18 protein-coding genes are annotated in these 26,471 nt (G+C 71.7%); 8 read left to right on the forward strand and 10 right to left on the reverse strand.

Annotated elements, in window-relative coordinates:
• Positions 1-183: 183 nt before the first annotated feature.
• Together GD748_RS00765 and GD748_RS00770 are read right to left on the reverse strand one after the other, a co-directional pair.
• Positions 184-1,224, reverse strand: coding sequence for an N-acetylglucosamine-6-phosphate deacetylase (locus GD748_RS00765; protein ID WP_152193302.1), 1,041 nt, complete (start codon positions 1,222-1,224; stop codon positions 184-186).
• On the reverse strand, positions 1,214-1,993 hold the full coding sequence (locus tag GD748_RS00770) for a 6-phosphogluconolactonase (protein WP_152193303.1): 780 nt from the start codon (positions 1,991-1,993) through the stop codon (positions 1,214-1,216). The genes GD748_RS00765 and GD748_RS00770 overlap by 11 nt, the downstream gene beginning before the upstream one ends.
• A 212-nt stretch (positions 1,994-2,205) precedes the next feature.
• On the opposite strand from GD748_RS00770, the gene GD748_RS00775 reads away from it, so the two are divergent.
• Positions 2,206-3,459, forward strand: a complete 1,254-nt coding sequence (locus GD748_RS00775; RefSeq protein ID WP_152193304.1) for an AGE family epimerase/isomerase — start codon at positions 2,206-2,208, stop codon at positions 3,457-3,459.
• Here GD748_RS00775 and GD748_RS00780 read toward each other — a convergent pair.
• Together GD748_RS00780 and GD748_RS00785 are read right to left on the reverse strand one after the other, a co-directional pair.
• Positions 3,454-4,437: a LacI family DNA-binding transcriptional regulator gene (locus GD748_RS00780; protein WP_152193305.1), complete on the reverse strand. Its 984-nt coding sequence runs from the start codon at positions 4,435-4,437 to the stop codon at positions 3,454-3,456. The genes GD748_RS00775 and GD748_RS00780 overlap by 6 nt on opposite strands.
• Before the next feature lie 81 nt (positions 4,438-4,518).
• Positions 4,519-5,433 (reverse strand): alpha/beta hydrolase family protein, encoded by a 915-nt coding sequence (locus tag GD748_RS00785; protein WP_152193306.1) that lies wholly within the window; start codon positions 5,431-5,433, stop codon positions 4,519-4,521.
• A 107-nt stretch (positions 5,434-5,540) separates the two neighbouring features.
• On the opposite strand from GD748_RS00785, the gene GD748_RS00790 reads away from it, so the two are divergent.
• The 6 genes from GD748_RS00790 (at position 5,541) to GD748_RS00815 (ending at position 12,321) form a co-directional block, all read left to right on the forward strand.
• A complete protein-coding gene (locus tag GD748_RS00790) occupies positions 5,541-6,935 on the forward strand; it encodes an enolase C-terminal domain-like protein (protein ID WP_152193307.1) in 1,395 nt (464 codons plus the stop codon).
• Between the two features lie 24 nt (positions 6,936-6,959).
• Positions 6,960-7,976 (forward strand): hydroxyacid dehydrogenase, encoded by a 1,017-nt coding sequence (locus GD748_RS00795; protein WP_152193308.1) that lies wholly within the window; start codon positions 6,960-6,962, stop codon positions 7,974-7,976.
• 195 nt (positions 7,977-8,171) lie between these two features.
• Complete coding sequence (locus tag GD748_RS00800) at positions 8,172-9,464, forward strand: extracellular solute-binding protein (RefSeq protein WP_152193309.1); 1,293 nt, start codon at positions 8,172-8,174, stop codon at positions 9,462-9,464.
• A gap of 81 nt (positions 9,465-9,545) precedes the next feature.
• Positions 9,546-10,469 carry a carbohydrate ABC transporter permease gene (locus GD748_RS00805; RefSeq protein WP_226920611.1) on the forward strand — a complete coding sequence of 308 codons (924 nt, stop codon included), beginning with the start codon at positions 9,546-9,548 and terminating at the stop codon, positions 10,467-10,469.
• Positions 10,466-11,350 (forward strand): carbohydrate ABC transporter permease, encoded by an 885-nt coding sequence (locus GD748_RS00810; RefSeq protein WP_152193310.1) that lies wholly within the window; start codon positions 10,466-10,468, stop codon positions 11,348-11,350. The genes GD748_RS00805 and GD748_RS00810 overlap by 4 nt, the downstream gene beginning before the upstream one ends.
• Complete coding sequence (locus GD748_RS00815) at positions 11,350-12,321, forward strand: acetylxylan esterase (RefSeq protein WP_152193311.1); 972 nt, start codon at positions 11,350-11,352, stop codon at positions 12,319-12,321. The genes GD748_RS00810 and GD748_RS00815 overlap by 1 nt, the downstream gene beginning before the upstream one ends.
• 89 nt (positions 12,322-12,410) lie before the next feature.
• Here the strand turns inward: GD748_RS00815 and GD748_RS00820 are convergent, their stop codons facing one another.
• Positions 12,411-12,599, reverse strand: coding sequence for a resistance to Congo red protein (locus GD748_RS00820; RefSeq protein WP_152193312.1), 189 nt, complete (start codon positions 12,597-12,599; stop codon positions 12,411-12,413).
• Positions 12,600-13,300: 701 nt separating this feature from the next.
• Between GD748_RS00820 and GD748_RS00825 the strand changes: the two genes are divergently transcribed.
• Complete coding sequence (locus GD748_RS00825; protein WP_226920613.1) at positions 13,301-15,001, forward strand: HNH endonuclease; 1,701 nt, start codon at positions 13,301-13,303, stop codon at positions 14,999-15,001.
• A 275-nt stretch (positions 15,002-15,276) separates the two neighbouring features.
• On the opposite strand, the gene GD748_RS00830 is transcribed toward GD748_RS00825, so the two are convergent.
• The 5 genes from GD748_RS00830 to GD748_RS00850 form a co-directional block, all read right to left on the reverse strand.
• Positions 15,277-18,237: an outer membrane protein assembly factor BamB family protein gene (locus tag GD748_RS00830; RefSeq protein WP_152193314.1), complete on the reverse strand. Its 2,961-nt coding sequence runs from the start codon at positions 18,235-18,237 to the stop codon at positions 15,277-15,279.
• Between the two features lie 217 nt (positions 18,238-18,454).
• A complete protein-coding gene (locus GD748_RS00835; RefSeq protein ID WP_152193315.1) occupies positions 18,455-21,304 on the reverse strand; it encodes a carbohydrate binding domain-containing protein in 2,850 nt (949 codons plus the stop codon).
• Between the two features lie 116 nt (positions 21,305-21,420).
• A complete protein-coding gene (locus GD748_RS00840; RefSeq protein WP_152815156.1) occupies positions 21,421-23,856 on the reverse strand; it encodes a hypothetical protein in 2,436 nt (811 codons plus the stop codon).
• Positions 23,857-24,342: 486 nt separating this feature from the next.
• Positions 24,343-25,341, reverse strand: a complete 999-nt coding sequence (locus GD748_RS00845) for a Gfo/Idh/MocA family protein (protein WP_152193317.1) — start codon at positions 25,339-25,341, stop codon at positions 24,343-24,345.
• Positions 25,341-26,366, reverse strand: a complete 1,026-nt coding sequence (locus tag GD748_RS00850; RefSeq protein WP_152193318.1) for a Gfo/Idh/MocA family protein — start codon at positions 26,364-26,366, stop codon at positions 25,341-25,343. Before GD748_RS00850 ends, GD748_RS00845 begins: the two co-directional genes overlap by 1 nt.
• Positions 26,367-26,471: the final 105 nt, after the last annotated feature.

Genomic DNA, 26,471 nt, shown 5'->3' on the forward strand with positions numbered 1-26,471 from the left:
GCCCCGGGCCCCCACGCCCCGCGAGGGACGTCCCTCCGGAAGCCCGGGACACCACGACGGTAACCGCCACAAAGGGCAGAACGGAGCCGAAGAGGCCCATTTGCGTGGCCACTTGATGCCGTGGCAGGAGGCTGCCACGCCTCGGGCGGTCCCGCGGACCGCCCGAAGGCGGCCCAGGGCCCCTCAGGCGGCGTAGACCTCGGTGCCGGCGACCGAGGTGGAGACGACCCGGTCGCCGTCGAGCACGACGACGTCTCGGGCGGTGCGCCCCTCGACCCCGATCAGCCGGGCCGGGTTCGTGGTGGCCATCGCCAGCAGGTCGTCCGGGTGGACCGGCAGGTGCGCCCGCGCCCACCCGAGGCACGCGTGCAGGGAGCGTCCGGAACCGGCGAGCAGCTCGGTGCCGGTCAGGCTCAGACGCCCGTCGGCGCGGACGGTGACGCCGCCGCCCACGGGGGTGCGGTAGTCGCCGGGCGGTTTCCCGGCGAGGGCTGCGGAGTCCGAGGTGAGCACGCAACGGGCCGGGGACTTGGCCCGGATCATCGCCGTGAGCGTGTCGGCCGGCAGGTGGTGACCGTCGGCGATCAGCATCGCCGTCAGCCGGTCCTCGGCGAGCTGGGCCCAGATGTGGTTGGGGTGGCGCGGGAGCGTCGCCGCCGCGCCGTTGCCCAGGTGGGTGCTCAGGGTCGCCCCGGCGGACGCCGCCTCACGGACCTCCTCCGGCGTGGGCGCGCAGTGCCCGACGGACGTCAGCACGCCCCGGGCCCGCGCGCCGGCGATGTACGCGGCGGCGCCGGGGCGCTCGGGGGCGAGGGTGACGATGCGGACGAGCCCGTCGCCGGCGCGCTGCCACCGGTCGAGCTCGTCCAGGTCCGGGTCGCGCAGGTGCTCGCGGTCGTGGGCGCCGCGCGGGCCGTCCTCGGCGGCCAGCGCGGGACCCTCGACGTGCACCCCGGCGACCGAGTGGGCCACCAGCGGGTCGGCGGCACGCGCGGCGGCGACGGTGCGGAGCACGTGGAGGATCTTCTCCTCGGGGGCCGTGACGACCGTCGGCAGGTAGGTGGTGACGCCTTCGGCCCACAGGGCACGGGTCAGGCCGACGACGACGTCCACGCTCACGTCGTCGGCGTTGACGTCCCAGCCGGCGTAGCCGTTGACCTGCAGGTCCACGAGCCCGGGCCGCGAGCGCGGCCCGGCCGCGTGCGCGGGGGCGTCAGGCGCCATCGACGTCCTTGCCGAGGCGCGAGGCGGCTGCGACGTCGAGGAACATCGAGGCCGCGGGGTGCGTGCGCAGGACGCTGCCGGGCACCCGGGTGCTCACCGGACCGGTCAGCGCCGCGGCCACGGCGTCGGCCTTGTGGGCGCCGAGGACCGTCGCGACCATGGCGCCGGCGCCGGTGAGCGCCGGCACGGTCAGCGTGAGCGCACGGGCGGGGACGTCCGCGAGCGTCGGGAAGAGCCCGTCGTCGACCTGCTGGCGCCTCGACACCTCGGTGACCTCGACCTCGCGGACCACCTGGTCGTCGTCGAAACGTGCGACGTCGGGCTCGTTGAAGGCGATGTGGCCGTTGACGCCGAGCCCCAGGCAGACGAGGTCGATCGGCGCCTCGGAGACGAGCGCTGAGTACCGCGCGACCTCCTCCGCGGCCGCACCGGAGGTCCGGATCCGGTTCAGGCCGGGCAGCGCCGCGGCGGGCAACCGGTCCTGGAGCCACTGCCCGAACGCCTCGGGGTGGTCCTCCGGCAGACCGCGGTACTCGTCCATGTGGAAGGACCGTACCGCCGACCAGTCGACCCGGGGGTCGCGGGCGAGCGCACGGATCATGGTCTCCTGCGAGGGGGCGCTGGCAAAGATCACGCGGGCCGAGCCCCGGCTCTCCACCGCACGGGCCAGCACCTGCGCCGCGGCGTCGGCGGCCGCGGCGCCGACCTCCTCGGCGGTGGCGGCCACCGTCACGGCACCCGTCAGCGACTCGTGTTCCGTCACGGCCATGGCGTCCCCCAGAGACTCAGGTAATGCAATCGGTTGCAGAATGGAGTCGACATTAGCCGCGAGATGGATGTGGGTCAACCGTTCTGCAATCGCTTGCACGACCGCTGGTCACGAACCTAGTCTCGAGAAGGACCTCGGTCCCGCTCGGCCGCCATCGCGCTGGAGAACTACCAGCAGCGCGGCAGCACGCGATCTCGGACGAAGGAGCAACGATGGGCCTGAGGCAGGCGCCGGCGCAGGCCCGCGAGCAGCTGGAACGGACGATCCTGCCGTTCTGGCTCTCCCGCGGCGTCGACCACCATCACGGCGGCTTCCACACGTGCTTCGACAACAGGGGTCTGGTACGCACGTCGACCGACAAGTTCACGTGGTCCCAGGGCCGCTTCGTCTGGCTGCTCGCCCACGCCGCCGAGCTGGCCCGTGAGGAGCTCCTCGACCTCGACGCCCTCGACCTGCTCGCGCTCGCCGGACGCGGCGCGGAGTTCCTCGCCACCAACGCCGTGGGGGCGGACGGCACCTGCGCCTTCGTGCTCGCCCGCGACGGCTCGCCGTCCACGGTCGCGGACCGGCCCGCACGGAGCGTCTACGCGGACTGCTTCGTGGTGATGGGCCTGGCCGAGCTGGCGCGGGTGAGCGGAGACGCCGGCTGGCTGAGCACGTCGCGGCCGGTGCTCGAGCGGGCCAGGCAGGACATCCGCTCCGGGACCGCCCCGACGCCGCCGTACGACGTACCCACCGGCTACACCGCGTTCGGTCCGAAGATGATCCTGCTGAACACGCTCGTGGTCCACGTCGCGGCCGAGCGTGCGGCAGCCGGCACCGGCCGCCAGCCCGCCGCGGGCGACGGCTCGGACCTCCTCGCCGAGGCCCTCGAGGAGGTGATGGCGCACCGGCTCGACGACGGCACGTTCGCGGAGATGATCGGTCCCGAGGCCGACTCGCTCGTGGCCCGGCACCGGGTGCCGGGCCACGCGATCGAGGGCCTCTGGGTGGCGCTCGAGGCGATGGACCTGCTCGGCATCCACCACCACGTCGATGCCGTGCTCGAGTCGGTGCCCGCCCTGTGCGCGCTCGGCTGGGACACCGAGCACGGCGGCCTCCTGCGCTACACCGACGCGGCGGGGCCGGGCCGGCCGCGGGGACGCAGCGACGGCACGCCCTACGAGCAGCTCCTGCAGCGGACGTGGTCGACGAAGCTCTGGTGGGTGCACTCGGAGGCCGCCGCCACGACGGCGATCGCTGCGCGCCGCTTCGACCACGCCCCCTCGGCCGGATGGTTCGACCGCATCTGGGACTACACCCTCGGCACCTTCCCCGCGGGCGCGGAGGGGAACGAGTGGATCCAGATCCGCGACCGCGCCGGGCGCCCGCTGGACGAGGTGGTGGCGCTGCCGGTGAAGGACCCGTTCCACCTGGTGCGCAACCTCATGCAGATCGTCGAGCTCGGCAGAGCGCCGGCGTCATGAGCGGGGCGCGTCCCCGGTGGTGCCGCGCAGCGTCAGCGTCCCGGTCACGACCTCGTCCTTGACCGTCTCGCCCGCCACCACGCGGGAGAGCATCTCGACCGCCCGCCCGCCGAGCTCCTCCACGGGCGCGGTGACCGTGCTCAGGCTCGGCGTGACGGTCCTGGCCAGCAGCACGTCGTCGCAGCCGACGACGCTGCAGTCGGCCGGCACCCGCAGGGAGTGCTCGCTCAGCCCGGCGATGACGCCGCACGCCATGAGGTCGTCGAAGGCGAAGATCGCCGTGGCGCCGGAGCCGACGAGCTCGCCGACCGCGGCGCGCCCGTCCTCGAACTGGGCCTCGAGGGGGCCGAGCTCGACGAGCTCGACGTCGCGCCCCTCGGCCCACCGGCGCACGGCCTGGGCGCGTCGACCTGCCGCCCAGGCGGCGCCCGGTCCCCGCAGCAGGACGACCTTGCGGTGGCCGCGGGAGTACAGGTGCTCGGCGGCCTCGCGCAGAGCGCCGGAGTTGTCGCACACCACCGTCGGCAGGCCCTGGACCGCACGGTTCACCACGACCGTCGGCACCCCGGCCACGGCCCGCTTCAGGCCGGCCGTGGCCATCCGCGGGGACGCGACGATCAGCCCGTCGACCTGGGCCTTGATCCGGCCGATCAGCCCGGGCTCGTTCGACCCGCTGGCGCCGGAGTCGACCAGGAGCACCTCCGCCCCCGCGCCGGCGGCCGCCTGCTCGATGGCGCGCACCAGCGGCGGGAAGAACGGGTTGGTGATGTCCGGGATCAGCAGACCGATGAGGCCCGTGCGACCGGTCGCGAGCCCGCGGGCGGCACGGTTCGGCTCGTAGCCGAGCCGCTGCGCGGTGGCGAGGATCCGCTCGCGCACCGACTCCTTGACGAGCTCCGGCTTGGAGAACGCCCGCGACACGGTGGACGCCGAGATGTCGAGCTCCTGGGCGATCGAGTAGATCGTGGCCCGCTTCATGGTTCCTCCTGCGAGACGGCTGCGTTGATCAGAGTGACACAGGCGGATGCAAGCGGATGCAGCAATCGCCCATGCTCTCGCTCACACTCCTGGCCCGAGACGGTCACGGAGCCAGGTCACGCAGGCCGCCTGCACGTGGGCCGGGACGGGATGTCCGCCGTCGTGCTGGAGCACGTCCAGACCTGGCGCCTCCTCCCACGACCGGCGTGCTCGCTCGACCAGGTCCCGGTTGTGCTCGCCGTCACTGTCGCCGCCGCCCACCAGCAGGAACGGGCGCGGGGCGACCAGGGCGAGCACCTCGTCCAGGTCGCGGTCCCGCGGGACCCGGTCGCCCAGGTACCAGGGCGCGTCCCAGTTCGAGTGCGCGAGCCCGAGGCCCGGCTCGTGCGCGACGCCGGCGGCGACCCGTCGGTCGAGAGCCGTCAGGTGCAGGGCGAGCTTGCCACCGAGCGAGTGGCCGAGGACGCCGATCCGGTCCGGGTCGACCGACGGCTGGGCCCGCAGCGCGTCCACGGCGAGCATGAGGTCGCCGACGCTGCGCCCCAGCGCCGTCATCGGCTGCTCCACGCGGTGCCGCTCGGCCGGTGGCCCGTACCGCCCGGCCAGGTCGCGCGGAGCGTCGGGCGGGACCACGGCCTCGAACCACCAGGGCACGGCCAGGACCGCGAGACCGTGCGCGGCCAGGTGCGGCGCGAAGGCGTTGCCCGGGACGGGTGGCGCGTGGTGCGTGCGGGCCGAGGGCCGCCCGAGCACGGCGGCCACGTCGTAGAAGGGCACCACGACGGCGGGTCCTGGCGTGGCGGGGGCGCCCGGCCTGCCGGGACTCAGCAGGGTGGCGGTGAGGTCGCTGCCGTGGCTGTGCAGGACGATGTCCTGCTCGCGCCACGTCCGTGGCGCCGGGTCGTCCGCCGGGCGCTCGGGGCCGACGTCCCAGCCGCCCCGCGGGTCGGGCACCGCCCCGAGCCGGTCCGTCCACCACTCGCGCTCTCGTTCCATGCTCGGAGAACGTAGGCCGCCCGACGGCAATCTGCAATCGGTTGCAGGTAGAGTGTCGATCTGAGTCGACCCGATCAGACGGGCGAACGCCGTCGCGAAGGAGTGCCGTGCCGAACGACCTGCACCACCTCGACGGCACCCGGCGCGCCGGCACGCCGGTGCTCGTCCCGACCGCGGAGGCGACCAGGGGCACGCGCCCGACCGCGGCGCAGACCAGGGGCACGCACCCGACCGACATCCGGGTCCGCGACGCGAGCACCACCTTCGTGCCGATGACGTTCACCACGCCGCTGACGATCAGCGGCCGGGCCATCACCTCCTGCGACCTCGCCGTCGTCGAGGCCGTGGTCGAGGACCGTCGCGGGCGGACCGCCGTCGGCCGGGGTGCCACCGTGCTGTCGGTGCCCTGGTCCTGGCCCGGGGCGGGCCCGGCGCACGCGGTACGCGAGGAGTCGCTGCGCCGCCTCACCGAGGCCCTCGCCGCGGCCAGCACGCACCTCGACGCCGCGGACCCGCTCACCCACTGGCAGCAGCTCCACGACGAGCTCGGGGCGACGGCGCGCCGGGCCGGTACCGCGCCGATGCCCGCCCTGGCGGCGATGCTCGCCCTCGGTGCTGTCGACAACGCGCTGCACGACGCGTGGGGCCGGGCGGCCGGACGCCCAGTCTGGGAGATGTACACCGGTGAGCACCTCGGCCGCGACCTCGCCGGCCTCGGGCTGCCCGGCCGCTTCCCCGGCGAGTTCCTCCGCCGCCCGGCCGCGACGCTGCCGGTCCAGCACGTGGTCGGCGCGCAGGACCTGCTCGTCCCGGACCCGCTGCGGCCGCACGAGCGCTCGCTGGTCGAGTGGATCGCCGAGGAGGGCGTGCACCACCTCAAGATCAAGACGGCGTCGCTCGACCCGGCCGAGGACGCGCGGCGCATCGCCCGCACCCACGCCCTCGCGGCCGAGCTGGTCGACGACGTCCGCCTCACCGTGGACCCGAACGAGGGGTACGCCGACGCCCACGACGCCGCGGCGATGCTGGACCACCTGCAACGCCTCTCCCCCGCCGCGGCCGCCGCCGTCGCGCTGATCGAGCAGCCCACGCCACGCGGCCGCGACGCCCCGGCCGGGCTGGCCGAGCTCTCCGCCCGGGTCCCGGTGCTCGCCGACGAGGGTTTCACCGACCTCGCCCAGCTGCAGACGCTGCGCGCCCGCGGCTGGTCCGGGCTGGTCGTCAAGGCGGCCAAAGGGCAGACCCCGGCCCTGCTCGCGCACGCGTACGCCCGGGCGCACGGCCTCTTCGTGACGGCGCAGGACCTCACCGCCGTCGACCTCGCGCTGCGGCACTCGGCCCGCCTCGCCGGCGCCCTCGACCTGTCCGCGACCCACCTGGAGTACAACTCCCGGCAGTACGTCCCGGCGGGCAACGACGAGCTGACGCGCACCGACCCCGCGCTGACGACCGTGAAGGACGGCCGGGTCCGGCTGCCGGCCGCCCGCGCCGGCCTGTACTGACCGCAACACCCACAAGGAGAACAGATGCTGCACCCGAAGACAGACCTGCGGATCTTCGTCGCGATGACCCAGCCGGAGTTCGACCGGCTCTTCGCGCCGGAGTCGGCAGCGGCGCTCGAGAGCCTCGGCGAGGTCACCATGGGCACCGGCGGGCCGAAGGTCGAGGTGCCGGCCGACGTCGGCGCGAGCCACGACGTGCTGGTGACCTCCTGGGCCACCGCCCCGTTCCCGAGCGCGAGCGTCGTGGGGCCGCGGCTCTCCCTGGCCGCCCACGCCGCCGGCTCGGTCCGCGGGCTGTTCCCGCGCGAGACGCTCGAGGGCGGTCTGCGGCTGACTCAGGGCGGTGCCGCCCCGATGGCGCTCGCCGTCGCCGAGATGGCGCTCACGCTCTCCCTCGCCCTGCTGCGCAACCTCCACCAGCACGACCGCGAGCTCCAGCGCACCCGCGACTGGCAGGCCGGCGGGTCCGGCCGGCTCGGGCGGGCGATCCACGCGCGGCGGGTAGGGATCGTGGGGCTGGGCCGCAGCGGGGCGCACTACGCCCGCATGGTCCGCGGGCTCGGCGCCGAGCACGTCGTCGCGTTCGACCCGTTCGCGACGGCGGAGCGCGCCGCCGAGCTGGGGGTGGAGCTGGTGGGCCTCGACGAGCTGTTCGCCGGGTCCGACCTGGTCGCGATCCACGCGCCGTCGACGCCGGAGACCCACCGCATGGTGGGTGCTCACCAGCTGGGCCTGCTGCCGGACGGCGCGGTGATCGTCAACACCGCCCGGTCCTGGAGCGTGGACCAGGCGGCGCTGCTCGCCGAGCTGGAGTCCGGGCGGCTCAGCGCCGGCCTGGACGTCTTCGACACGGAGCCGCTGCCGGCCGACAGCCCGTTCTTCGGCCGGGACAACGTGCTGCTCACCCCGCACGTCGCGGGCGGCACGGTGGAGGCTCGCCTCGGCCAGGGCGAGACGGTCGTGGCGGAGCTCCGGCGGCACGCCGAGGGCGAGCCGCTGGAGCACGAGGTCACGCTCGCGGCCTACGACAGGTTGGCCTGAGCGAGGATCGCTGGCACCATGGGGCCCGCACGTCAAGAACAGGTTTTCTGAGCGTCCGCGGACGGGTCCGCGGGTCGTAACAGCACCGTGACCTAGAACCTCTTGACACCGGTTTCAGACAGGGTTAGTTTCGCTGCAACCGATTGCAATTGCGCCAAGGTCGGCGCGTCATCGAGAAGGTACAAGGGGACAGCAATGAAGCGTCTGACAGCAGTGAAGAGCCTCTCCGTCGCCGCAGCCCTCACCATCACCCTGGCGGCCTGCTCAGGGGCCGACGGTGACGAGGGTGCGGAGGAGAACGGCGGGGACCAGGCCGCGTCGGCCGACCCCGCCGACGTCGAGGGGTCGGTGACCTTCTGGTCCTACCCGATCGGTGTCACCGGCGAGGGGAACTGGTGGGGTGAGCACGTCGACGCGTTCAACGAGATCTACCCCAACGTCGACGTCGAGGTCGTCATCCAGCCGTGGACCAACCGCGAAGAGACGCTGGTGACCTCGATCGCGGGCGGTCAGGCGCCCGACGTCGTCTACTTCAACCCCGACTTCATCCCGAAGTTCGCCGAGGAGGGCGTGCTCACCCCGATGGACGAGGTCGCCGACCTGGACGCCTTCGTCCCGTCCTCGCTCGACGCCATGACGTGGGACGACACCGTCTACAGCGTCCCGCTGCTGATGCAGATCCAGACGAGCTACTGCAACACCGAGGTCCTTGCGGCCGCGGGCGTGGAGAAGTGCCCGACCACGTGGGACGAGCTCGCCGAGGCCGGCCCGGCCGTCAAGGAGGCCGGCCACTACCTCACCGAGTACACCGCCGCCCTGGGCATGACGCTGAACCACACGTTCTACGCCTACCTCTGGCAGGCCGGTGGCGAGGTGCTGTCCGAGGACAATACCGAGGCCACCTTCAACGGCCCGGAGGGACTCGAGGCGCTGGAGTTCATCAAGCAGATGGTCGACGAGGGCTGGGTGCCCGAGCAGGCGCTGACCGTGAACGACCCGTTCGAGCAGACCGCGGCCGGGCGTGAGGAGGTCGCCTACATGATGGGCGCGAACCTCACGACGACGCGCGAGGTGGTCAACCCCGACGTCATCGAGGTGGTTCCGCCGATGACCGGCAAGGAGCAGGTCTCGACCGGTTCCGTCGGCGGGCTCTCGATCTTCAACACCGCCGAGTCGCCCGAGGCGGCCGAGGCCTGGGTGGAGTACGTCACCGGCGCGGAGTTCATGAAGACCTTCATCGAGGAGACGGGCTACCTGCCCCCGCGCACGGACGTGACGGGGCTGTTCGAGGACGACCCGCAGATCGCCGGCGGCCTGGAGTACCTCGACACCGTCCGGGTCGGCGTCATGCACCCGTCGGCGCGCCAGCTGATCGACACCATCAGCCCGCACATCCAGGCCGTCCTGCTCGGTCAGGTCGAGCCCCAGGCGGGCCTCGACGCCGCAGCAGCGGAGGTAGACGAGATCCTCGCCCGCAGCGGCAGCTGACCAGCGCAGCGCAGCTGCCCGACGCACTGGGCGGGGCACGCAGGGCGTGCCCCGCCCACGGCATCTCGAGAAAGGCTCATTGTGGCGACACTTGTCGTACCAACGGGGACGAGCCAGGAGGACGGCAGGAAACGACGTTCGATCTTCCGGTCGAAGGGCGCCGTTGCCGCCTACATCTTCATCCTCCCGTACGTCGTCTTCTTCCTGGCGTTCAGGATCCTTCCCGCGATCTACGCGGGCGTGCTCAGCTTCGCCGAGTACGGCCTGTCCGGCAGCGTCGAGTTCATCGGCCTCGACAACTACGCGCGGCTGCTGTCCGACGACCTGTTCTGGAACTCGCTGCGGGTCACCGGGATCTACACGGTCATCGCCATCCCGCTGACGGTCGCCATCTCCCTGGGGATCGCCGCGCTGTGCAACCGGACCCTGCGGGGGATGAGCTTCTACCGGACGATCTTCTTCCTGCCCGTCGTCACCTCACCGGTGATGTCCGGCATCATCTGGGTCTGGATCTTCAGCCAGAACGGTCCCCTCACCTGGCTCTTCAACACGCTGCACGTGCCGTCACCCGACTGGCTGCAGAGCGAGATCTTCGTCCTGCCGGCGCTCGCCATCGTCAGCGCCTGGTCGAACTTCGGCTACGACATGCTCATCCTCCTCGCGGGGATGCTCGCGATCCCGACGGAGTACTACGAGGCCGCCGAGCTGGACGGCACCAACGGGTGGCAGCGGTTCCGCCACGTCACCCTGCCGCTCCTCAAGCCGGCGCTGTTCTTCGTCGTCGTCCTGGAGATCATCCGCTCCTTCCAGGTCTTCGACACGATCTTCGTCATGACGGGCGGCGGACCGGTGCGCGCGAGCTACTCGCTGACGTTCCTGATCTACGACCAGGGCTTCGGGTACTTCGAGTTCGGCTACGCCAGCGCCGCCGGCATGGTGCTGCTCGCGATCACCCTCGTCGTCTCCCTCCTCCAGCGCCGCCTCCTGGGAAGGAGCACGTCATGACCGCCGTCGCCACACCCGAGCGCAAGACCGCGCCCCGGCCCCGCCAGGACGCGGGACGGCCCCCGCGCCTCACCCGCCGCCAGCGCGGGCGCCTGTACCACATCCCGTTGGCCATCGGCGCGCTGCTGACGGCGTTCCCGTTCTGGGCCATGCTCGCCCTGTCGGTGCAGCCGGGGCAGGCCGTGCGGCTGCCGGACTCGCTGCTGCCGACGAGCATCTCCTTCGACGCCTACAAGAGTGCGCTGGGCAGCAGCACGGTGCCGACCTGGGCGCTGAACTCGACGATCTACTCGGTCGTCTCGGTGGTCTTCGTCCTGCTCTTCGCCTCGATGGCCGGGTACGCCTTCGCCAAGAAGCGGTTCTTCGGGCGGGAGCTGATCTTCTGGGTCTTCGTGGCGATGCTCATGGTGCCCTACCACCTGACGATCATCCCCCAGTTCATCCTGGTCTCCGAGATGGGTGGCCTGGACACGATGTGGGGCCTGATCGCGCCGACGATCGCCAACGCCCAGGCGATGTTCCTCATGCGCCAGTTCATCCAGGAGATCCCCGACGAGCTCATCGAGGCGGCCCGGATCGACGGCGCCGGGGAGTTCCGGGTCTACTGGTCGATCATCCTGCCGCAGACCAAGCCGATCATGGCGACCCTCGGCACGTTCGTCTTCCTCTGGCACTGGAACGACTTCCTGTGGCCACTGGTCTCGCAGCGCTCGCCGGACAACTACGTGCTGACGGTGGGTCTGAACACCCTGCAGGAGCAGCAGGTCCCGCTGGCGACGATCATGGCGGCCGCCGTCGTCACGTTCATCCCGGCGCTGATCGTGTTCATCCTGCTGCAGAAGTACTTCGTGCGCGGCGTCATGATGAGCGGGCTCAAGTAGTGCCGAAGATGGACCTCCCCCGGGAGGAGCTGGAGACCTACCTGCCCGGACGCACCGAGCCCGAGGACTTCGAGGAGTTCTGGGCGCGCACGATCGCAGAGTCGCGCGCGGCCGGCACCGGCGCCACGTTCACACGGGTGGACGCCGGGCTCGGCGTCTTCGACGTGTACGACGTCTCCTTCCCCGGCTTCGGCGGCCAGCCCGTCGCCGCATGGCTCGTGACACCGCGGGCGCCGGCCGCCCCGTTGCCCTGCGTCGTGCAGTACCTCGGCTACGGCGGCGGGCGCGGCTTCCCGTTCGAGCGGACGCTGTGGGCCTCGGCGGGCTACGCCCACCTGGTCATGGACAACCGCGGCCAGGGTGCGAGCCTCGGCTCCGCCGGGGCGACGGCGGACCACGGTTCCAGCGCCGGCGCCCATGCGGTCGGCTACTCGACCCGGGGGATCCTCGACCCCGAGCACTTCTACTTCCGGCGGCTGTACACCGACGGCGTCCGGGCGGTCGACGCCGCACGTGAGCACCCCGCGGTGGACCCGGCTCGCGTCGTCGTCGCCGGGGGAAGTCTGGGCGGCGGCACCGCCCTGGCGGTCTCAGCCCTCGCCGACGGTCTCGTCGGCGCCCTGATCGACGTGCCGGCCCTGTGCCACCCGCGCCGGGCGATGGAGGTCGTGGAGGGCAACACCTACAAGGAGATCTGGACCTTCCTGCGCACGCACCGCGACCGCGCCGCGGACGTCTTCCGCACGCTCTCCTACGTCGACGGCATGAACTTCGCCGCCCGCGCCGACGTGCCGGCCCGGTTCTCGGTCGCGCTGATGGACGACATCTGCCCGCCGTCGTCGGTCTTCGCCGCCTACAACCACTACGCCGGCCCGAAGGACATCGACGTGTGGCCGTTCAACCGGCACGAGGCCGGCGGCGCCTACCAGATGGCAAACCAGCTGCAGTTCCTGGGCGACCTGCTGGGCTGACGAAGCGTCCGGCGGAGTGCTTGGGCATGGTCTGCGGCCTCCACCGCGCGGGGTCACCTCCTTCCCCGATCCGTGCCACTAGCTGCGGATCAGAAGCCGTCGGTGCCGCTCAGGTCGTTGTGACCGAAGATCCGATGATCCTCCTGCATGTGCCCCTCCGGACGGTCCTTCGAGTCCCCCGCATGTTGCCGTCGCCTCGATCCCTTGGCTGTGGAGATGACCCACAGCGCGAGCAGGATGATGATGACCGCCGCAAGGATCCATGTGCCCGTGTCCATGTCGGCCTCCTCGCTGTCGACGCAACACCAGATTCCTCTGCGGCGTCGCGTCGGTCAACGACGCACTCCCGAAAGACGGCCTGACGTGACGAGCTCGGCCGCCCCGCCGATCGCAGTTGGCGCACGAGCGCTCCGCGTCACGAGCTCACGGGCGCGGCGCCTTCGGCCGTGCATAGTCAACGCGGTTCTTCCAGGACGTCACGTCCGCGCGCAGCCACCACGCCACCGTCGTCCCTCACGGTCGGAGTGTGATGCTGCCGGGCTGCGTGACGGTCGGACCTGGGCGGGTCGGGATGTCGGAGGGCACCGATAGCGTCGGAGACATGGTGGAGGGGCAGCGTGGCCTGGGCCGGGGCGGTGAGCGTCCCGGCTCTGCGGCTGCCCGCCCGGCGCCGTTGGACCAACCAGGGGCTACCGGTGCTCCAGCGTCGTCGTGGATGTCGGCGGGCGCCGATAGCGTCAGCGACATGGTGGAACGGCAGGGTGGCCAGGACCGGGACGCGACGCGTCTCGGGTTCTCGGTTGCCGCCGCGCCGACGTCTGCCAGGGAGACGAGAGCGCCTGACGCCCGCTCGGCCGCCGACACAGCGGCTCATGCCGATACGGCGTCTCCGGCCGGTACGGCCTCTACAGCCGGCACGGCCTCTGCTGCCGGTCTTGGCTCTGCTGCCAGTCCTGCCGGTCCTGGTTCTGCTGGGGGTGTGCTGTCGCGAACGGGTCTTCTCGCGGCGGCGGACGTGGCCCGGTGGCGGGAGGCTGTGGCGAGTCTGGACCGTGATGTCTCGGACGCGGAGCGGGTGGACCAGCTACGGGCGTTGGAGGAGCTCAAGGCCGCGGCGGCGGCCGCGCAGGCACGGATCGCGGTGGACCTGGAAGCCTCGCAGCTGCAGGCCCAGGCCTCCGCCGGGGTCCCGGCCGCCCGGCGTGGTCGGGGCATCGGCGCCCGGGTCGCCCTCGCCCGACGTGAGTCGCCCGCCCGCGGCGGGCGACTGCTCGGGCTGGGCAAGGCGCTGGTGACCGAGATGCCCCACACCCTGGCCGCCCTGAGCCTGGGGGTGATCAACGAGTGGCGTGCCACGCTGCTGGTGCGCGAGTCGGCCTGCCTGTCCGTGGCCGACCGGGCCGTCTTCGACGCCGAGGTCGCCGCCGATCCTGCCGCCCTGGCGGGTCTGGGCGAGCGGCGCCTGGTCGCGCGGGCCAAGCAGGTCGCCTACCGGCTCGACGCCGCAGCGGTAGTCGCCCGGGCGGCCAGGGCGAGCAACGAGCGGTGCGTGTCGCTGCGCCCGGCGCCGGAGACGATGACCTACCTGACCGGGCTGCTGCCCGTCACACAGGGAGTCGGGGTCTACGCGGCGCTGACCCGGGTGGCCGACGCGCTGCGCGCCCAGGGCGATGCCCGCAGCCGAGGGCAGATCATGGCCGACACCCTCGTCGAGCGGGTCACCGGCCAGGCCCACGCCGAGGACGTCCCCATCGAGGTCCACCTCGTGATGACCGAGCGGACCCTCCTCGGCGGAGACGACGAACCCGCCCAGATCCCCGGCTACGGCACCATCCCCGCCGAGCTCGCCCGCCAGCTCATCAACGACCGCACCCAGCACCCAGACACCACTCAGGGCGCCGGGGGCCAGGACACCGCCGGCGGGACGGACACCGGCTCCACTGCTGGCAGGCCCGACACCGGTGCCACTGCCGGCGGACAGCCCGTGCCGAGGAGTTCCGGCGCACCGATGAGCCGGGTCAGCGGGGACGACGACGGCGCCGGCACTGGTAAGGCGGATTCCGCGGTGCTGTTGTGGCTGCGGCGGTTGTTCACCGCCCCTACCACCGGGCAGCTGATCGCGATGGACTCGCGGCGCCGGACCGCACCGCCCGGCCTGGCCCGGTTCATCGATGCCCGCGACCAGACCTGCCGCACCCCATGGTGCGACGCCCCGATCCGCCACCGCGACCACATCACGGCCCACGCCGACGGCGGCGCCACCACCGCGACGAACCTCGAAGGACTGTGCGAGGCCTGCAATTACGCCAAACAGGCACCTGGATGGCACGCCCGCACGATCACCGAGAACGAACACGCCAGAGCCGAGACAGACCACCCGCGACGCGCCGGACCCGAGCCCGACATCGACCAGCGTGCCGGACCCGAAACAGGCCGCGCGCGACGCGCCGGACTCGACCTCGGCCTCGGCCTCGACATCGACCAGCGCGCCGGACCCGACCCCGGACACGTCGTCGAGACGACCACCCCGACCGGGCACCGGTACACCTCGAGCGCCCCACCCCTGCCCGGACACCGAGACAGTCCACGACAACCGGCCACGGCGCCACCGACGACGCCACCCGCAAAGACCGACAGCCCCGTCGAACGACTCCTCGCCGACTACATCCGAGCGGCCTGACTCAGTTACCCGTCAGAGGCGTCACCCGGTCTGAAGGTTGCACGAGAGGCCGTGCCGTCCGGATCCCGCTGGACGGCACGGCCTGTGGTGCAGCTCGTCAGAGGTCTGCGCACTGCCCTCTCGTCGGCCCCTCGACCGTGTTTGCTGCCCCTCATCCGTCCGCGGCGTCGCATTGCCCGCGCAGAAGAGCGGCCGTGCGACAGTGCTGCCGGCGACGACGACCTCGCCGGGTGATCGCCGCCGAGCCGTCCGCGAGGCTCCGGGTGCCGGACTCCTCACCCAGCCGCCGGCGAGATCCGGAAGATCTCGTCCGACCGCGTGAAGTAGATGTCCTCCCCGAGGCGGGCGAAGGTGTAGTTCGTGACGCCGTCCGCCAGCTCACGCGACCTGAGGGTCTCCGGGTCGACCTGGAAGATCGTCCCCCTGGTCAGCGCGTAGAGCTGCCCGTCCTCCCGGAACTCCAAGTCGCTGCCGACCCACAGCGACGCGCCCTGCCACAGGTAGGGCATCAGCTGGCTGCTGCGCAAGACGGACCCGTCGGTCGGGTCGAGCTCGTAGAGCTTGCCGTTGTCGATCGCCCACAGGGTGCCGTCCGGTCCCGCCGTCAGCGCCGTGACGGCCTGGACCTCGGGCGCGAGCTCGGCCTCCCAGAGCTTGTGCCCCGTCTCGGAGTCCCAGGCGAACACCACAGCGGTCTCCGCCGTCGGGCTGGATCCGAGCCCCCCGAAGACGGATGTGCCGCCGTAGACGATGTCGCCGATCGCAGTGAGCGAGACGATGCTCTGGTCGGGGACCACGTCCCGGTGACTCTCGAGCACACCGGTGTCTGGGTCGTAGAGGGCGAGGACGCCTCCGAGCTTGCCGTAGGAGGGGACGGTACCCGTGGCCACCCGGTCACCCACGGACGTCCAGGCGAACGGTCGATCCTGCTCGAGCTCCTCCAGCGAGCCGAGATGCTCAGGATTGGTGCCGGTCTCCCAGCCCTCCTCGGGGTGGTACCGGAAGAGGTGGGCCCGGGTGTAGGTGCCGAGATAGAGGTCGCCGTCATGGGCGAGCATCCCTTCGACCTGCCCGAGATATCCGCGCGGAAGTGTCTCCGTCTGCCCCGTCGTCGGGTCGTAGGCGGCGATGCCCTCGTACATGTACCCGCCGGAGTAGATGCGCCCGTCCGGACCGGTAGCGACCGACTGGATCTTGATCGGTGCGGTCTCCGCCTCGGTCTGGAGAACCTCGTGCGTCCCCCGCACGGGGTTGTACAGGACGCGCTCGCCGGTCTGGTAGACGAACGACAGCGTCAGCCCGGGGTAATCGGGGCCGGGCAGGTCGACCCAGCCGAAGTCTCGGGCCGGGTAGAGGTCCGCGACGCCGGTGTCGGTGATCGTTCCCCTGCTGAGCTTGTAGGCCATGAGGCGGTTCTCGGCGTCGACGTAGTACACCGTGTTGGCCGGCCCGACGGGTGAGACCGACCCGAACGCGGTCGGCCCGAGATCGGTCCACGTTCCGCGCTTCATGTCGTGAGCCAAGAGGTGGTTACCCGGGGTGACCCGGGCGAAGAGCGTGTCCTTGCGGACGTCGAGGAAGTAGACGAACTCGTTGTCCTGGTGCTCCTCGGGCAGCTCGAGCGTCGTCCGTTCCCCGCTGGCGACGTCCAGCACCACGATCTTGGGGTCCGAGCTGCCGAGTCCCGCGTAGACCTTGCCGTCGGTCACAGCGACGGACCGCACGTACTCCTCGTCGGCGAGGCTGCCGTAGGAGGTGAAGTCGTCCGTCGCCGGGTCGTAGCTGAACAGCTCAGCCCGCGGATACGTGCCGCCCCACACCACGCCCTCGTCGTCGACCTCGAGATCCCACAGGTACCGCGAGTTCGGCGTGGCGCGGCCGAGGTCCTCGAGCGTCTCGGTCGCGGGCACCCATCGGTAGAGGTGACCGTTGTTGTAGACACCGACATAGACGGAGCCGTCCGACCCGGTCGTCACCGCCCACGATCCTGTCGCTCCGGCGGGCAGCTCCACGGAGTGTTCGAGCGCACCGGTCTCGACGTCGAGGACCTGGAAGCGGGCGGGCACGGCGGCGGTGACGGCGTAGACGTCTGGTCGCCCGTCAGCCCCGATGCCGTAGGAGGTGTCGAGGATGTTGGACGCTTCGACAGGATGTCCGATCGACTCCTCGGCCCAGGCCTGGCCGACCTCGATCGCCACGCCGTCCCACACCACGTCCGTGACGTCCCCGGTGGAGGAGTACAGGAGCATCTGGGCAGACGTCGCGCCCGCCGGAGCCACTGTGGTCTCGCTCTCCCAGTTCCACTCGCCTGTCGCGGTGTAGATGCGGTGGGCTACCTGCGAGAGTCGAGCCCCGGTGTCGTCGTAGAAGTACAGGACCCAGGAGGGGATCCCCCGCTCGACAAGTGCCCACACCCCGACGTCGTAGGTCTCGCCGGCAGTCACCGGCACCTTCTCGCTGAGCAGACCGACCTGCTCGGTGTCGCTCGGATCGGTCATCCGCAGCGCACCGTCGCCGGCGTGCACGGGGTCGTCGACGACGGTGAACGTCTCCGGGCCCGTCGCGTAACGCGGCGCCCAGCGGGCGATGCTTCCGTCGAGCGCGGGGTCCTCGAAACCGGAGTTCGGGAAGCCGGTTCCGGCCAGGGCGACCGTGACGTCGTCCCAGGTCACGCTTGTGACGTCGGCCCTGGATGAGTAGAGCAGGATCCGGGCGCTCACAGCGTCCTCGGGAGCTGTCGCCCTGACTCCGGCCCACGCCCACGTGCCAGTGGCCTCGCGGATCCGTAGTGCATGGTCGGCCAGCTGCTGCCCTCCGGCGTCGTAGAAGTAGACGACTACCGAGGGAACACCAGTCTCGACGAGGGCCCAGGCACCCAGCTCGTAGTCCATCCCTCCCTCGACACGCACGGGCGCCGAGAGCAGACCGATCTGCTCGGTGTCGGAGGGGTCGGACATGCGCAACGCCTGGCCGCCCGACAACACCGGGTCGTCGGTGACGTCGAAGCCGCCGGTGCCGCTGGCGTACCGGACCGTCCACCCTGGGACCTCGGCATCCGAGGGGGCCTCGAACCCACCGTTGACGACCGGTTCCGGCCCGCTCGAGGGCAGAGCAGCGGGCTGCGCCTGAGCCACCGCCGGGGCCGCGGCCAGGGCCGAGGCGACGACAAGGCCTGACAGGAGGCCCACCAGGCGTCGTCGGCGAGGAACATCCAGGGTGTTGTTCGTGCGGTCCACGGCGGCTCCTCGATCGATGGGGAGGCTGTTCAGGTATCGACGGCGACGACGCACGGGATCACAGGACCTCGGAGAAGGAGGAGAGCATCATCGCTCGGAGAAACCCATTTCTCTTTCTGATGAACCTAGGGTGCCCTGCAACCGGTGTCAAGGTTCGACAAGAGGCTGTGCCGTCCGGCCTTCGCCGGACGGCACAGCCTCGATCGGGATCAGCGCGTCACAGGTGTGCGCACTGCCCTCTCGTCGGCCCGTCGACCGTGTTCGACTGCCCCTCATCGGTCGGCGGCGTCGCATTCCCCGCGCAGAAGAGCGGTCCGACGATCGTGCTGCCGGCGATGACGACCTCGCCGGTGGAGCCGTCGATCCGCACGGGACCGGTGACCTCGGCACCCCTCAGGATCACGTCCGTGGCGCCGTCGGCCCGCAGCGGCCCGGTGATCGCGGAGTCGGTGACCACGATCGACGCCCCGCCGGAGACGGTGACTGGACCGTCGACCTCCGCGTCGGTCAGGCAGGTCGTCCCGCTGGTGATGTCCAGGCGTCCCTCGTGCGTACCAGTGACGGTCTGCTCGCACTCGGGGCCGACCTGGGCCGGGATCCACCGGTACAGGGTGCCGCCCCGGTTGTAGTAGTAGCTGCCCAGCCGGTCGATCGCCAGATTCTGCACGCCGGTCTGGACGACCGTCATCTCGAGCGTCTCCGGGTCGATCTCGAACAGCCGGCTGGCCGTCTGCCCGACGAGCTTCCCGTCGTGCCAGAACAGCTCGCGGGTGGTCCAGTAGGCCGCGGAGTCGTCGACGTCGAAGTAGCGCTGGCGCTCGACCACCTCGAGGGTCTGCGGGTCGAACCGGAACAGCTCGTTCGCGGTCATGCCCCACAGGTTCCCGTCGGCGTCGAAGGTCAGGCCCGAGACGTTCTCCTCACCCGGCACCGGGACCGTCTGGAAGGTCACCTCGCCGCTGGCCGGGTCGAAGACGAACAGCTGGCCCTCGGTCGTGGACGGGTCGATGCCGAGCCCGCCCCAGATGCCGGTGCCGCCGTAGATCAGCCCGTCGCGGTAGGCGAGGGAGATGATCGTCTGGTCGGCGACGAGCTCCTCGAAGACCTCCATGTCCCCGGTCTCCGGGTCGAAGAGGGTCAGCGCGCCGCCGAGCTGGCCGTAGTCCGGCACGGACCCGATGGCGACCACGTCACCGGCCGACGCCATGGCGACGGGGCGGTCCTGACCGTGCCCGATGCTGACCCGCTGCGGCGGGTTCGTCCCGTTGTCCCACGGCTGGGTGGTGTCGTACGTGTAGAGCCACGAACCGGGGTACGTGCCGATGACCAGGTCGTCGCCGTGGGCGACCATGCCCTCGACCTGCCCGGGCCCGCTCAGCAGCTCGGAGGCGCCGGACTCGGCGTCGACCCTGGCGATGCCGGGCGGGGAGGCGTAGCCGCCGGCCCACACGTCGCCGTCCGGCCCGGTGCCCAGCGAACGGATGAGGAACGGCGTCGGGTCGGCGTCGCTGCGCATGCTGCGCGTCTCGCCGGTCTGCGGGTTCCACACGTGGAAGACGGCCTTCGACGTCGCGGTCACCAGCGACTCGCCTGGGAAGCCGTCGAGGTCGACCTCCTGGAGCGACCAGCCCCGCGCCGAGGCGCCGCCGAGGTCGATCGAGACGTCGCGCCGCTCGTAGGTGTCGACGTCGTAGGCGATCATGCCGCCGCCGATCTTCGGGATGAGCACCTCGGTCCGCTCGGTGCCGCTGTCGACGGTGCGGACGGCCGGGCTGACCTCGAGCCCCACACCGGACGGGATCGTGTCGACCCACGCCTGCTCGGTCAGCGAGTACACCAGCACGTCGGTCGACGGCGTCGGCCGGGCGAAGAGCAGGTCGCCCGCCACGCTGAGGTCGTAGACGAACTCCTGGTCCCGGTACTCAGCCGGCAGCTCGATCCGGACCTTCTCCCCCGTGGTGGTGTCCAGGCGGACCACAACGGCGTCCGCGGTGCCGCCGCCCGCGTACACGTAGTCGCCGTCCACTGCGATGCTGCGGACGTAGGAGTTGCCCTCGACGACGACGCCGTGGTCGTGCCACTCGTCGGCGGCCGGGTCGTAGCTGACGACCTTCCCGCCCGGGTACGTGGCGAAGAAGACCTCGCCCGCGTCGTTGGACTGCCCCTCCCAGAAGTACCGCTCGCCGAAGGGCTTGTCGGCGATGAGCGTCAGGGTGAGAGCGTCCGGGTCGAAGACGTACACCTCGCCGGACGACGTCGCGACGTAGACGGACCGGTCCGGGGTCGTGGCGTACGCCCACGTCAGCGTGCTCGCCTCGATCGTCTGCGACATGAGCAGCTCGCCGGTGACGATGTCGACGGCGCTGAAGCGCGACGGCGACCCGCCGGCGACGACGAGCCCGATGTCCCGCCCCTCGGCGTTCTCGGTGTAGCCGGCACCGGCGTTGGTCACCCCGCCGATCGGCTCGCCGAGATCTTCCTCGACGCCGTCGGCGACGTCGGGCACGACGGCGGTGAAGCCCACGTTGTCGATGAGACCGTCCGCGGTCCCGCCCACCGAGGAGTAGATGAGCGGCTCGGCGAGGACGGCGCCCTCGGGGGCGGTGACCTCCACCGTCTCGGTGACCCAGCCGCCGGGCGCGGGGCTGACCGCCGACGACGGCTGCGCGATCCGGTTGCCGCTCGCATCGAGGAAGTACACGGTGGGCTGCAGCGTGCCGGACGCGAAGTTCAGGTCGAGGGAGAACTCGTAGGTCTCCCCCGCGGTGACCGCGACGGCCTCGGGACGCAGCCCGACTCCGGCCTCCGCAGAGTCGTCCAGGACCCGCAGGCTGCGCTCACCGTCGCTGGCGTCCGTGTCGTCCGAGCTGAACGCGGCCGCCGAGCTCGCCCAGAGCGGCGACCATCCGGTCGGCAGCCCCTCGGGACCGACCTCCTCGAAGCTGGCGTTGCCGAGCAGGTTGCCCGCCGCATCCGCGGCCATCGGCTGGGCCGCGGCCGCTGGTGCGGCGGCCAGCGCCAACGTCGCGAGCGACGCGAGCGTGATGAGTGTTCTTCTGTGTCTCACTGATCTCCCCCTTGAGTCGTGCGTTGACGGTCTCCGCGAGCCGACCGGGTGGCGGTGGACGGTTCCGGGTCGCCCTCGGACCCGCCCACCGCCGAGCCGTGCTCGCGCTCCGGGCCCTACTGCTCGAGCCGGAAGATGTTGGTGTTGTCGCCGTAGTAGACGGTGCCGCTGCCGTGGACGGCGGAGTACCGGATGCCGCCCGAGGCCAGGACCGTGACGTCGGGGTCGTCCGGGTCGAACCGGAAGAGCTGCCCGCCGGCGTTGCCGTACATCAGGCCGTTGTCAGGATGCGGGAACAGCTCGCTCGTGCGGCCCCAGATGTTGCCGTTGCGGATCCCGGTGTCGATCCGGCGGACGACCTCGTGCGTCTGCGGGTCGTACTCGAAGAGCGTGCCCTCGTCGGCCATGCCCCACAGGCGTCCCTCGTCGTCGAACGCGAGGGAGTGGATGATCGTCGCGCCCTCGACGACGACGGACCGGGTGACGAACCGGTCCGCACGCGCGTCCCAGACGAAGAGCTCGGCCGTGTCCTGCGTCGGCGTGGAGTTGATCGCACCGTGGATCGAGGTGCCGCCGTACACGAGACCGTCCCGGTACGCCAGCGACGTCACGCTCTGGTCCGGCACCACGTTGCGGTGCATGACGTACTCCCCGCTGTGCGGGTTGAGCAGGACGAGCGCGCCGCCGAGCTCGCCGTAGTTGGGGATCGTGCCCACGGCCACCCGGTGCCCGGCCGAGACCATGGTCCCCGGCCGGTCCTGCCCGGCCGCGCGCCCGATCGTGAGCAGGTGCTCCGGGTTGGTGCCCCAGTCCCAGTCCTTGTTCACGTGGCCGGCGTAGAACTCGGCGTTCGGGTACATCCCCACGACGATCTTGTTCCCGTGGGCGACGATGCTGCCCGCCTGGCTCGGCCCGCTGAGGCGCTCGACCACGCCTGCCTCGTGGTCCACCCGGGCCATCACGCCCGAGCTGAGGTAGGCCCCGAAGTAGACGTCGCCGTCGGGTCCGACGCCGACCGAGTGCACCCGCGCGGGGTTGCCCACGATGTCGGTCGAGATGACATCGCCGGTCCGTGTCTCGAGGTTGTAGCGCCAGACCGTCCCGTCGGCGCGTGTCCCCACGAGGGTCGCGCCCGGGAGCTCCTCGGTTCCCATCTCGACGACGGTCATCCGTGACGTCCCGTCGTACTCGCCGGCCAGCGCACTGTCCTCCCAGCCGATCGAGCGTGACTGACGCGTCTCGATGTCGAAGGCCTTGACCACGCCACCGGACGCGTAGAAGAACGCGCCGTCGACGGACTCGAGGGTCCACCGGCCGGCCGCGGCGTCCAGCACGCAGCACCACTCGCCCGCCGTGAGGTCGTAGATCGCGGAGTTCGCCTCGCCGGAGGGCGAGTAGCGGGCCAGGACTAGGTCGCCGTGCGTCGTGAGCTCGCTGAAGAAGTCGCCGGCGACCTCCATGTCGGGCGGGATGGGCAGCTCGCTGCGAGCGCCCGTCTCGGGGTCGAGGACGATCAGCTGCGGGCTCGTCGACGTCCCGACCCACAGGTCGCCGTCCACCATCGTCATGTATCGCGCGTAGTCGCCCTTGTCGGTGATGCTGCCGTAGTCGCGCAGCTCACCGGTGCCGACGTCGTACGCCAGCACCTTGGCGCTGGGGTAGGTGCTGGCATAGATCGTCGAGCCGTCGGATATCAGGTCGGAGATGGCGGTCTCCCCCGTCGGGCCGTCCAGGAGCTGCTCGAGGTCCTGCGTGATCGGGTCGTAGCGCCACAGCGACGCGAGGCTCGGGCTGCGTCCGCTGAAGTACAGGGTGTGGTCCTCGGCGACCACGGCCGAGCTGGCCACGGTGTGCTGGTCGAAGTGGTGGGTGTCCAGCACCTCGCCGGTCCGCAGGTCGACGACGTTGAGGCTCGTCGGGGCGCCGTTGTTGAAGAGGTAGGCGACCGGGGTGCCGTCGGGCAGCACGTCGGTCTCGCTCGCCCGGACGTTGTTCGTGCGCATCGCGACGCCGAGGTCGGTGATCTCGAGCGGTTCGAGGGTGTGGACGAGCTCCACGTCGTCGGCGTAGTAGGTCGAGATCTCGTCGCGCTGCGTGTACAGCAGCGCGGCGGCGCTCACCGCGCCCTCCGGTGCGGTCACCGCCAGTCGGACACCGGTCCACTCACCGGCCGGGATGTCACGCAGGTGCGTGCTCTGCGCGTGCACCCTCGTGCCGTTCGCGTCGTAGAAGTACAGGTACGCCTTGCCACGCAGGTCACCGGGTTCCCGCGGTTCTTCCACGAGGGCCTGGAACCGTAGCTCGTAGGTGTGGCCCGCCTGCACCGGCATCTCCTCGCTCAGGAGGCCGTAGGCCACACCGTCCTCCGGGTCGTGGACCTCGAGGCTGGCCCCTCCATCGAAGACCGGCGCGTCGACGACGGCGAAGCCCCCGTCTCCCACGCCCAGGGTGTGGGTCCATCCGGGGATCTGGCCGTCGTCGACGGGTTGCTCGAACCCACCGTTGACGGGCCCCCCGGGGCTGCTGCTCTCAGCCTGCGCGGGGACGGCCATCGCGGTGATCCCCAGCGCGACAGCTGCCAGGGCGGCGAGAGCGGTTCTGCGACCGTCCCTCCGCCCGGCGGGACAGGCACTCATCGTCAGCTTCACGGTTCCCTCTCGGCTCGACCAGAACGTTCAGGCGTTCCAGCTCGACCGTCTGGACGCCCGCGTGTCGGACAGCCGAGCTCTCGGCGGCGGAGGCCGCCGGAGCCTGTGGCCCCCCGACCGGTCACCCGGATCTCCCGGAACATCCCGCTGCGCCTCTTGCGACGCTGCTTGCGTTGCGGTGCATCCTTGCAACCGATTGCACTCGCAACCTACCGGGGGGATCAGGTTGCCGTCAAGACCTTCCTGCAATCGGTTGCGTAGTGGCGTCACGGATGCGGAGCGGCTGGACTCCAGGCGACGCTGTGCAGTCGGACCCGAGGCGACGGGGGTGCGGTCGGACCCGAGGCGACGGGGAAGCCGGAGATCGGCGAGCCACGTCCCCTCCCCTGCTCAGCCGGCGTCCGCAGCCCAGTCGAGCTGTCGGCCCCCGGTGTCGGCGCTCGCCTGGGCGGTGAGGGCGACGCGGGTGGCGAGCAGGCTGGCCGCGGTGGTGATCTCCGGCTCCCGGCCGTCGAGCAGGGCGTCGAAGAAGTACTGCGCGGGCCGCGGGGCCGGAGGCAGCGGCTCCGCCCAGCCGGGGCGGTCGTGGGTCGCCACGTGCAGCCGCCCGTACGCCCAGTCCAGCTCGGCGGTGCCCTCGGAGCCGGTCAGCCGCATCCGGTAGTGCCCGTGCACGTCCGCGGCCTGCGGGGACAGCCAGCTCGCCTCGACCGTCGCGGTCACCTGCCCGGCACGCAGCAGCAGCGCCACGTGGTCGTCGAGCCCGGGGTGCTCCGCGGCGCGGACGTTCCCGGTGACGGCCGAGACGGTGCCGGCGGTGGCGCCGGTCAGGTGCAGGACCAGGTCGATGTCGTGCACCGGCAGGTCGGCGGCGATCCCCCCGTAGCCGTCCCGGCGCAGGAACCACTCCGGCCGGGCGCCGAGGTTGAGCTTGTGCGGGCCGGTGCTCGCGACCAGGGCGAGCTCACCGAGCACGCCGTCGGCGATCAGCCGCGCCGCGGCGAGCGTCGGCGGGTAGAACCGCTTCTCCAGCACGAGGGAGACGTGCCGCCCGCTCGCAGCGGCAGCGGCACTGATCGCGTCGACCTGGTCGAGGGAGGTGCACAGCGGTTTGTCGGCGAGCACGTGCGCCCCGGCTGCGAGCGCCTCGAGCACCGCCTGCGCCCGGTGGGTGTAGATACCGGCGACGAGCGCGACGTCGACGGTGTGGGCGGCCAGCAGCTCGGGGATGCTCGGGTACACGGGAGCCGGCAGCCCGTCGAGGTACTGCGCACGCATCTGCGGATCCGCCTCGGCCGCGGCCACCAGCTCCAGCTCGTCCCGGTGGGCGACCTCGTCCAGCGCGTACTGGACGTGCGGGTGGGCGGCCCCCAGGATCGCGACCCGCATCAGAGGTCCGCCGGGTTCACCGCGCGGCCGCTGGCGGCCGCCTCGTACACCGCGCACAGCAGCCGCACGGTCTTGGCGGCGTCGGCGACGTCGATCGCCGGGGCCCGTCCGGAATCGATCGCGTCGACGACGTCGCGCCACTGGGTGAGGTGCCCCGAGTGGCCGATGGCACCGGGGTCCCGTGCCCCGCTGGCGGCGCCGTCGTCGGCGGCACCGGGGGCCGGCACGCCCGGGACGTCCCACCGCAGGACCGTGCCCTGGCCGAGCTCGACCGTGCCGCCGGAGAGGTGCAGCACGATCGAGGCCTCGTCACCGGGCGGCGTCGCCGTCGAGGTCGTGATGACGCCGAGCGCCCCGGAGGCGAACCGGACCGTCGCGACGGTGGTGTCCTCGGCGTCCATGTCGTGCCCCAGCGTGGCGTGCTGGGCGGTGACCTCGACGACCTCGCCGCACAGCCAGCGGAGCAGGTCGACGTTGTGCGCGCCCTGGTTCATCAGCGACCCACCGCCGGCCGCCATGGACGTGCGCCACGGCGCGGCGGCGTAGTAGGCGTCGTCGCGAACCCAGTGCACGTGCGTCCGGGCCAGCCGCAGCTCCCCGAGCGCGCCGGTCCCGAGAAGCTCCCTGACGTGCTCGTGCTCCGGCTCGAACCGGCGGTGCGCGATCATCGACGCCACCAGGCCACGGCGCCTCGCCTCGGTCACGACGGCCTCGGCGTCGGCGACCCGCAGCGCGAGCGGCTTCTCGACGACGACGTGGCGGCCTGCCCGCAGCGCGTCGAGCGCCAGCGCGGCGTGGGTGTCCGACGGCGTGCAGATCGCCACCACCTGCACCCCGGGGTGGTCGATCACCTCTGCCGGCGAGAGCTGGACGGCGTCCGGCCACCCCGCGTCCGACGCGGCCGCCGTGGTCCCGCCGCTGTACGCGACGAGGTCGACCCGGTCGATCTCCCGCAGCGCGCGGGCGTGGGTGGCACCGATGGCCCCCAGACCGACGATGCCGACCCCGATGCGCTGCCCGACCATGACGTCCTCCTGCTCTGCCGACTGCGTGCCGCTCCAACGTAGCCGCGCCCCACCTTGACCTGCAACCGATTGCATAGCAGGGTGGTCCCTGTACCCGCGAGACGA

It is taken from the genome of Georgenia subflava, from assembly GCF_009193155.1.
GTDB lineage: Bacteria > Actinomycetota > Actinomycetes > Actinomycetales > Actinomycetaceae > Georgenia > Georgenia subflava.

Excerpts from the sequence above, each read along its gene's own strand:
- GD748_RS00775 (WP_152193304.1), top strand. The coding sequence starts at position 2,206 with ATGGGCCTGAGGCAGGCGCCGGCGCAGGCCCGCGAGCAGCTGGAACGG.
- GD748_RS00770 (WP_152193303.1), bottom strand. The coding sequence starts at position 1,993 with ATGGCCGTGACGGAACACGAGTCGCTGACGGGTGCCGTGACGGTGGCC.
- GD748_RS00765 (WP_152193302.1), bottom strand. The coding sequence starts at position 1,224 with ATGGCGCCTGACGCCCCCGCGCACGCGGCCGGGCCGCGCTCGCGGCCC.
- GD748_RS00795 (WP_152193308.1), top strand. The coding sequence starts at position 6,960 with ATGCTGCACCCGAAGACAGACCTGCGGATCTTCGTCGCGATGACCCAG.
- GD748_RS00820 (WP_152193312.1), bottom strand. The coding sequence starts at position 12,599 with ATGGACACGGGCACATGGATCCTTGCGGCGGTCATCATCATCCTGCTC.
- GD748_RS00800 (WP_152193309.1), top strand. The coding sequence starts at position 8,172 with ATGAAGCGTCTGACAGCAGTGAAGAGCCTCTCCGTCGCCGCAGCCCTC.
- GD748_RS00810 (WP_152193310.1), top strand. The coding sequence starts at position 10,466 with ATGACCGCCGTCGCCACACCCGAGCGCAAGACCGCGCCCCGGCCCCGC.
- GD748_RS00780 (WP_152193305.1), bottom strand. The coding sequence starts at position 4,437 with ATGAAGCGGGCCACGATCTACTCGATCGCCCAGGAGCTCGACATCTCG.
- GD748_RS00850 (WP_152193318.1), bottom strand. The coding sequence starts at position 26,366 with ATGGTCGGGCAGCGCATCGGGGTCGGCATCGTCGGTCTGGGGGCCATC.
- GD748_RS00785 (WP_152193306.1), bottom strand. The coding sequence starts at position 5,433 with ATGGAACGAGAGCGCGAGTGGTGGACGGACCGGCTCGGGGCGGTGCCC.
- GD748_RS00845 (WP_152193317.1), bottom strand. The coding sequence starts at position 25,341 with ATGCGGGTCGCGATCCTGGGGGCCGCCCACCCGCACGTCCAGTACGCG.
- GD748_RS00840 (WP_152815156.1), bottom strand. The coding sequence starts at position 23,856 with ATGGCCGTCCCCGCGCAGGCTGAGAGCAGCAGCCCCGGGGGGCCCGTC.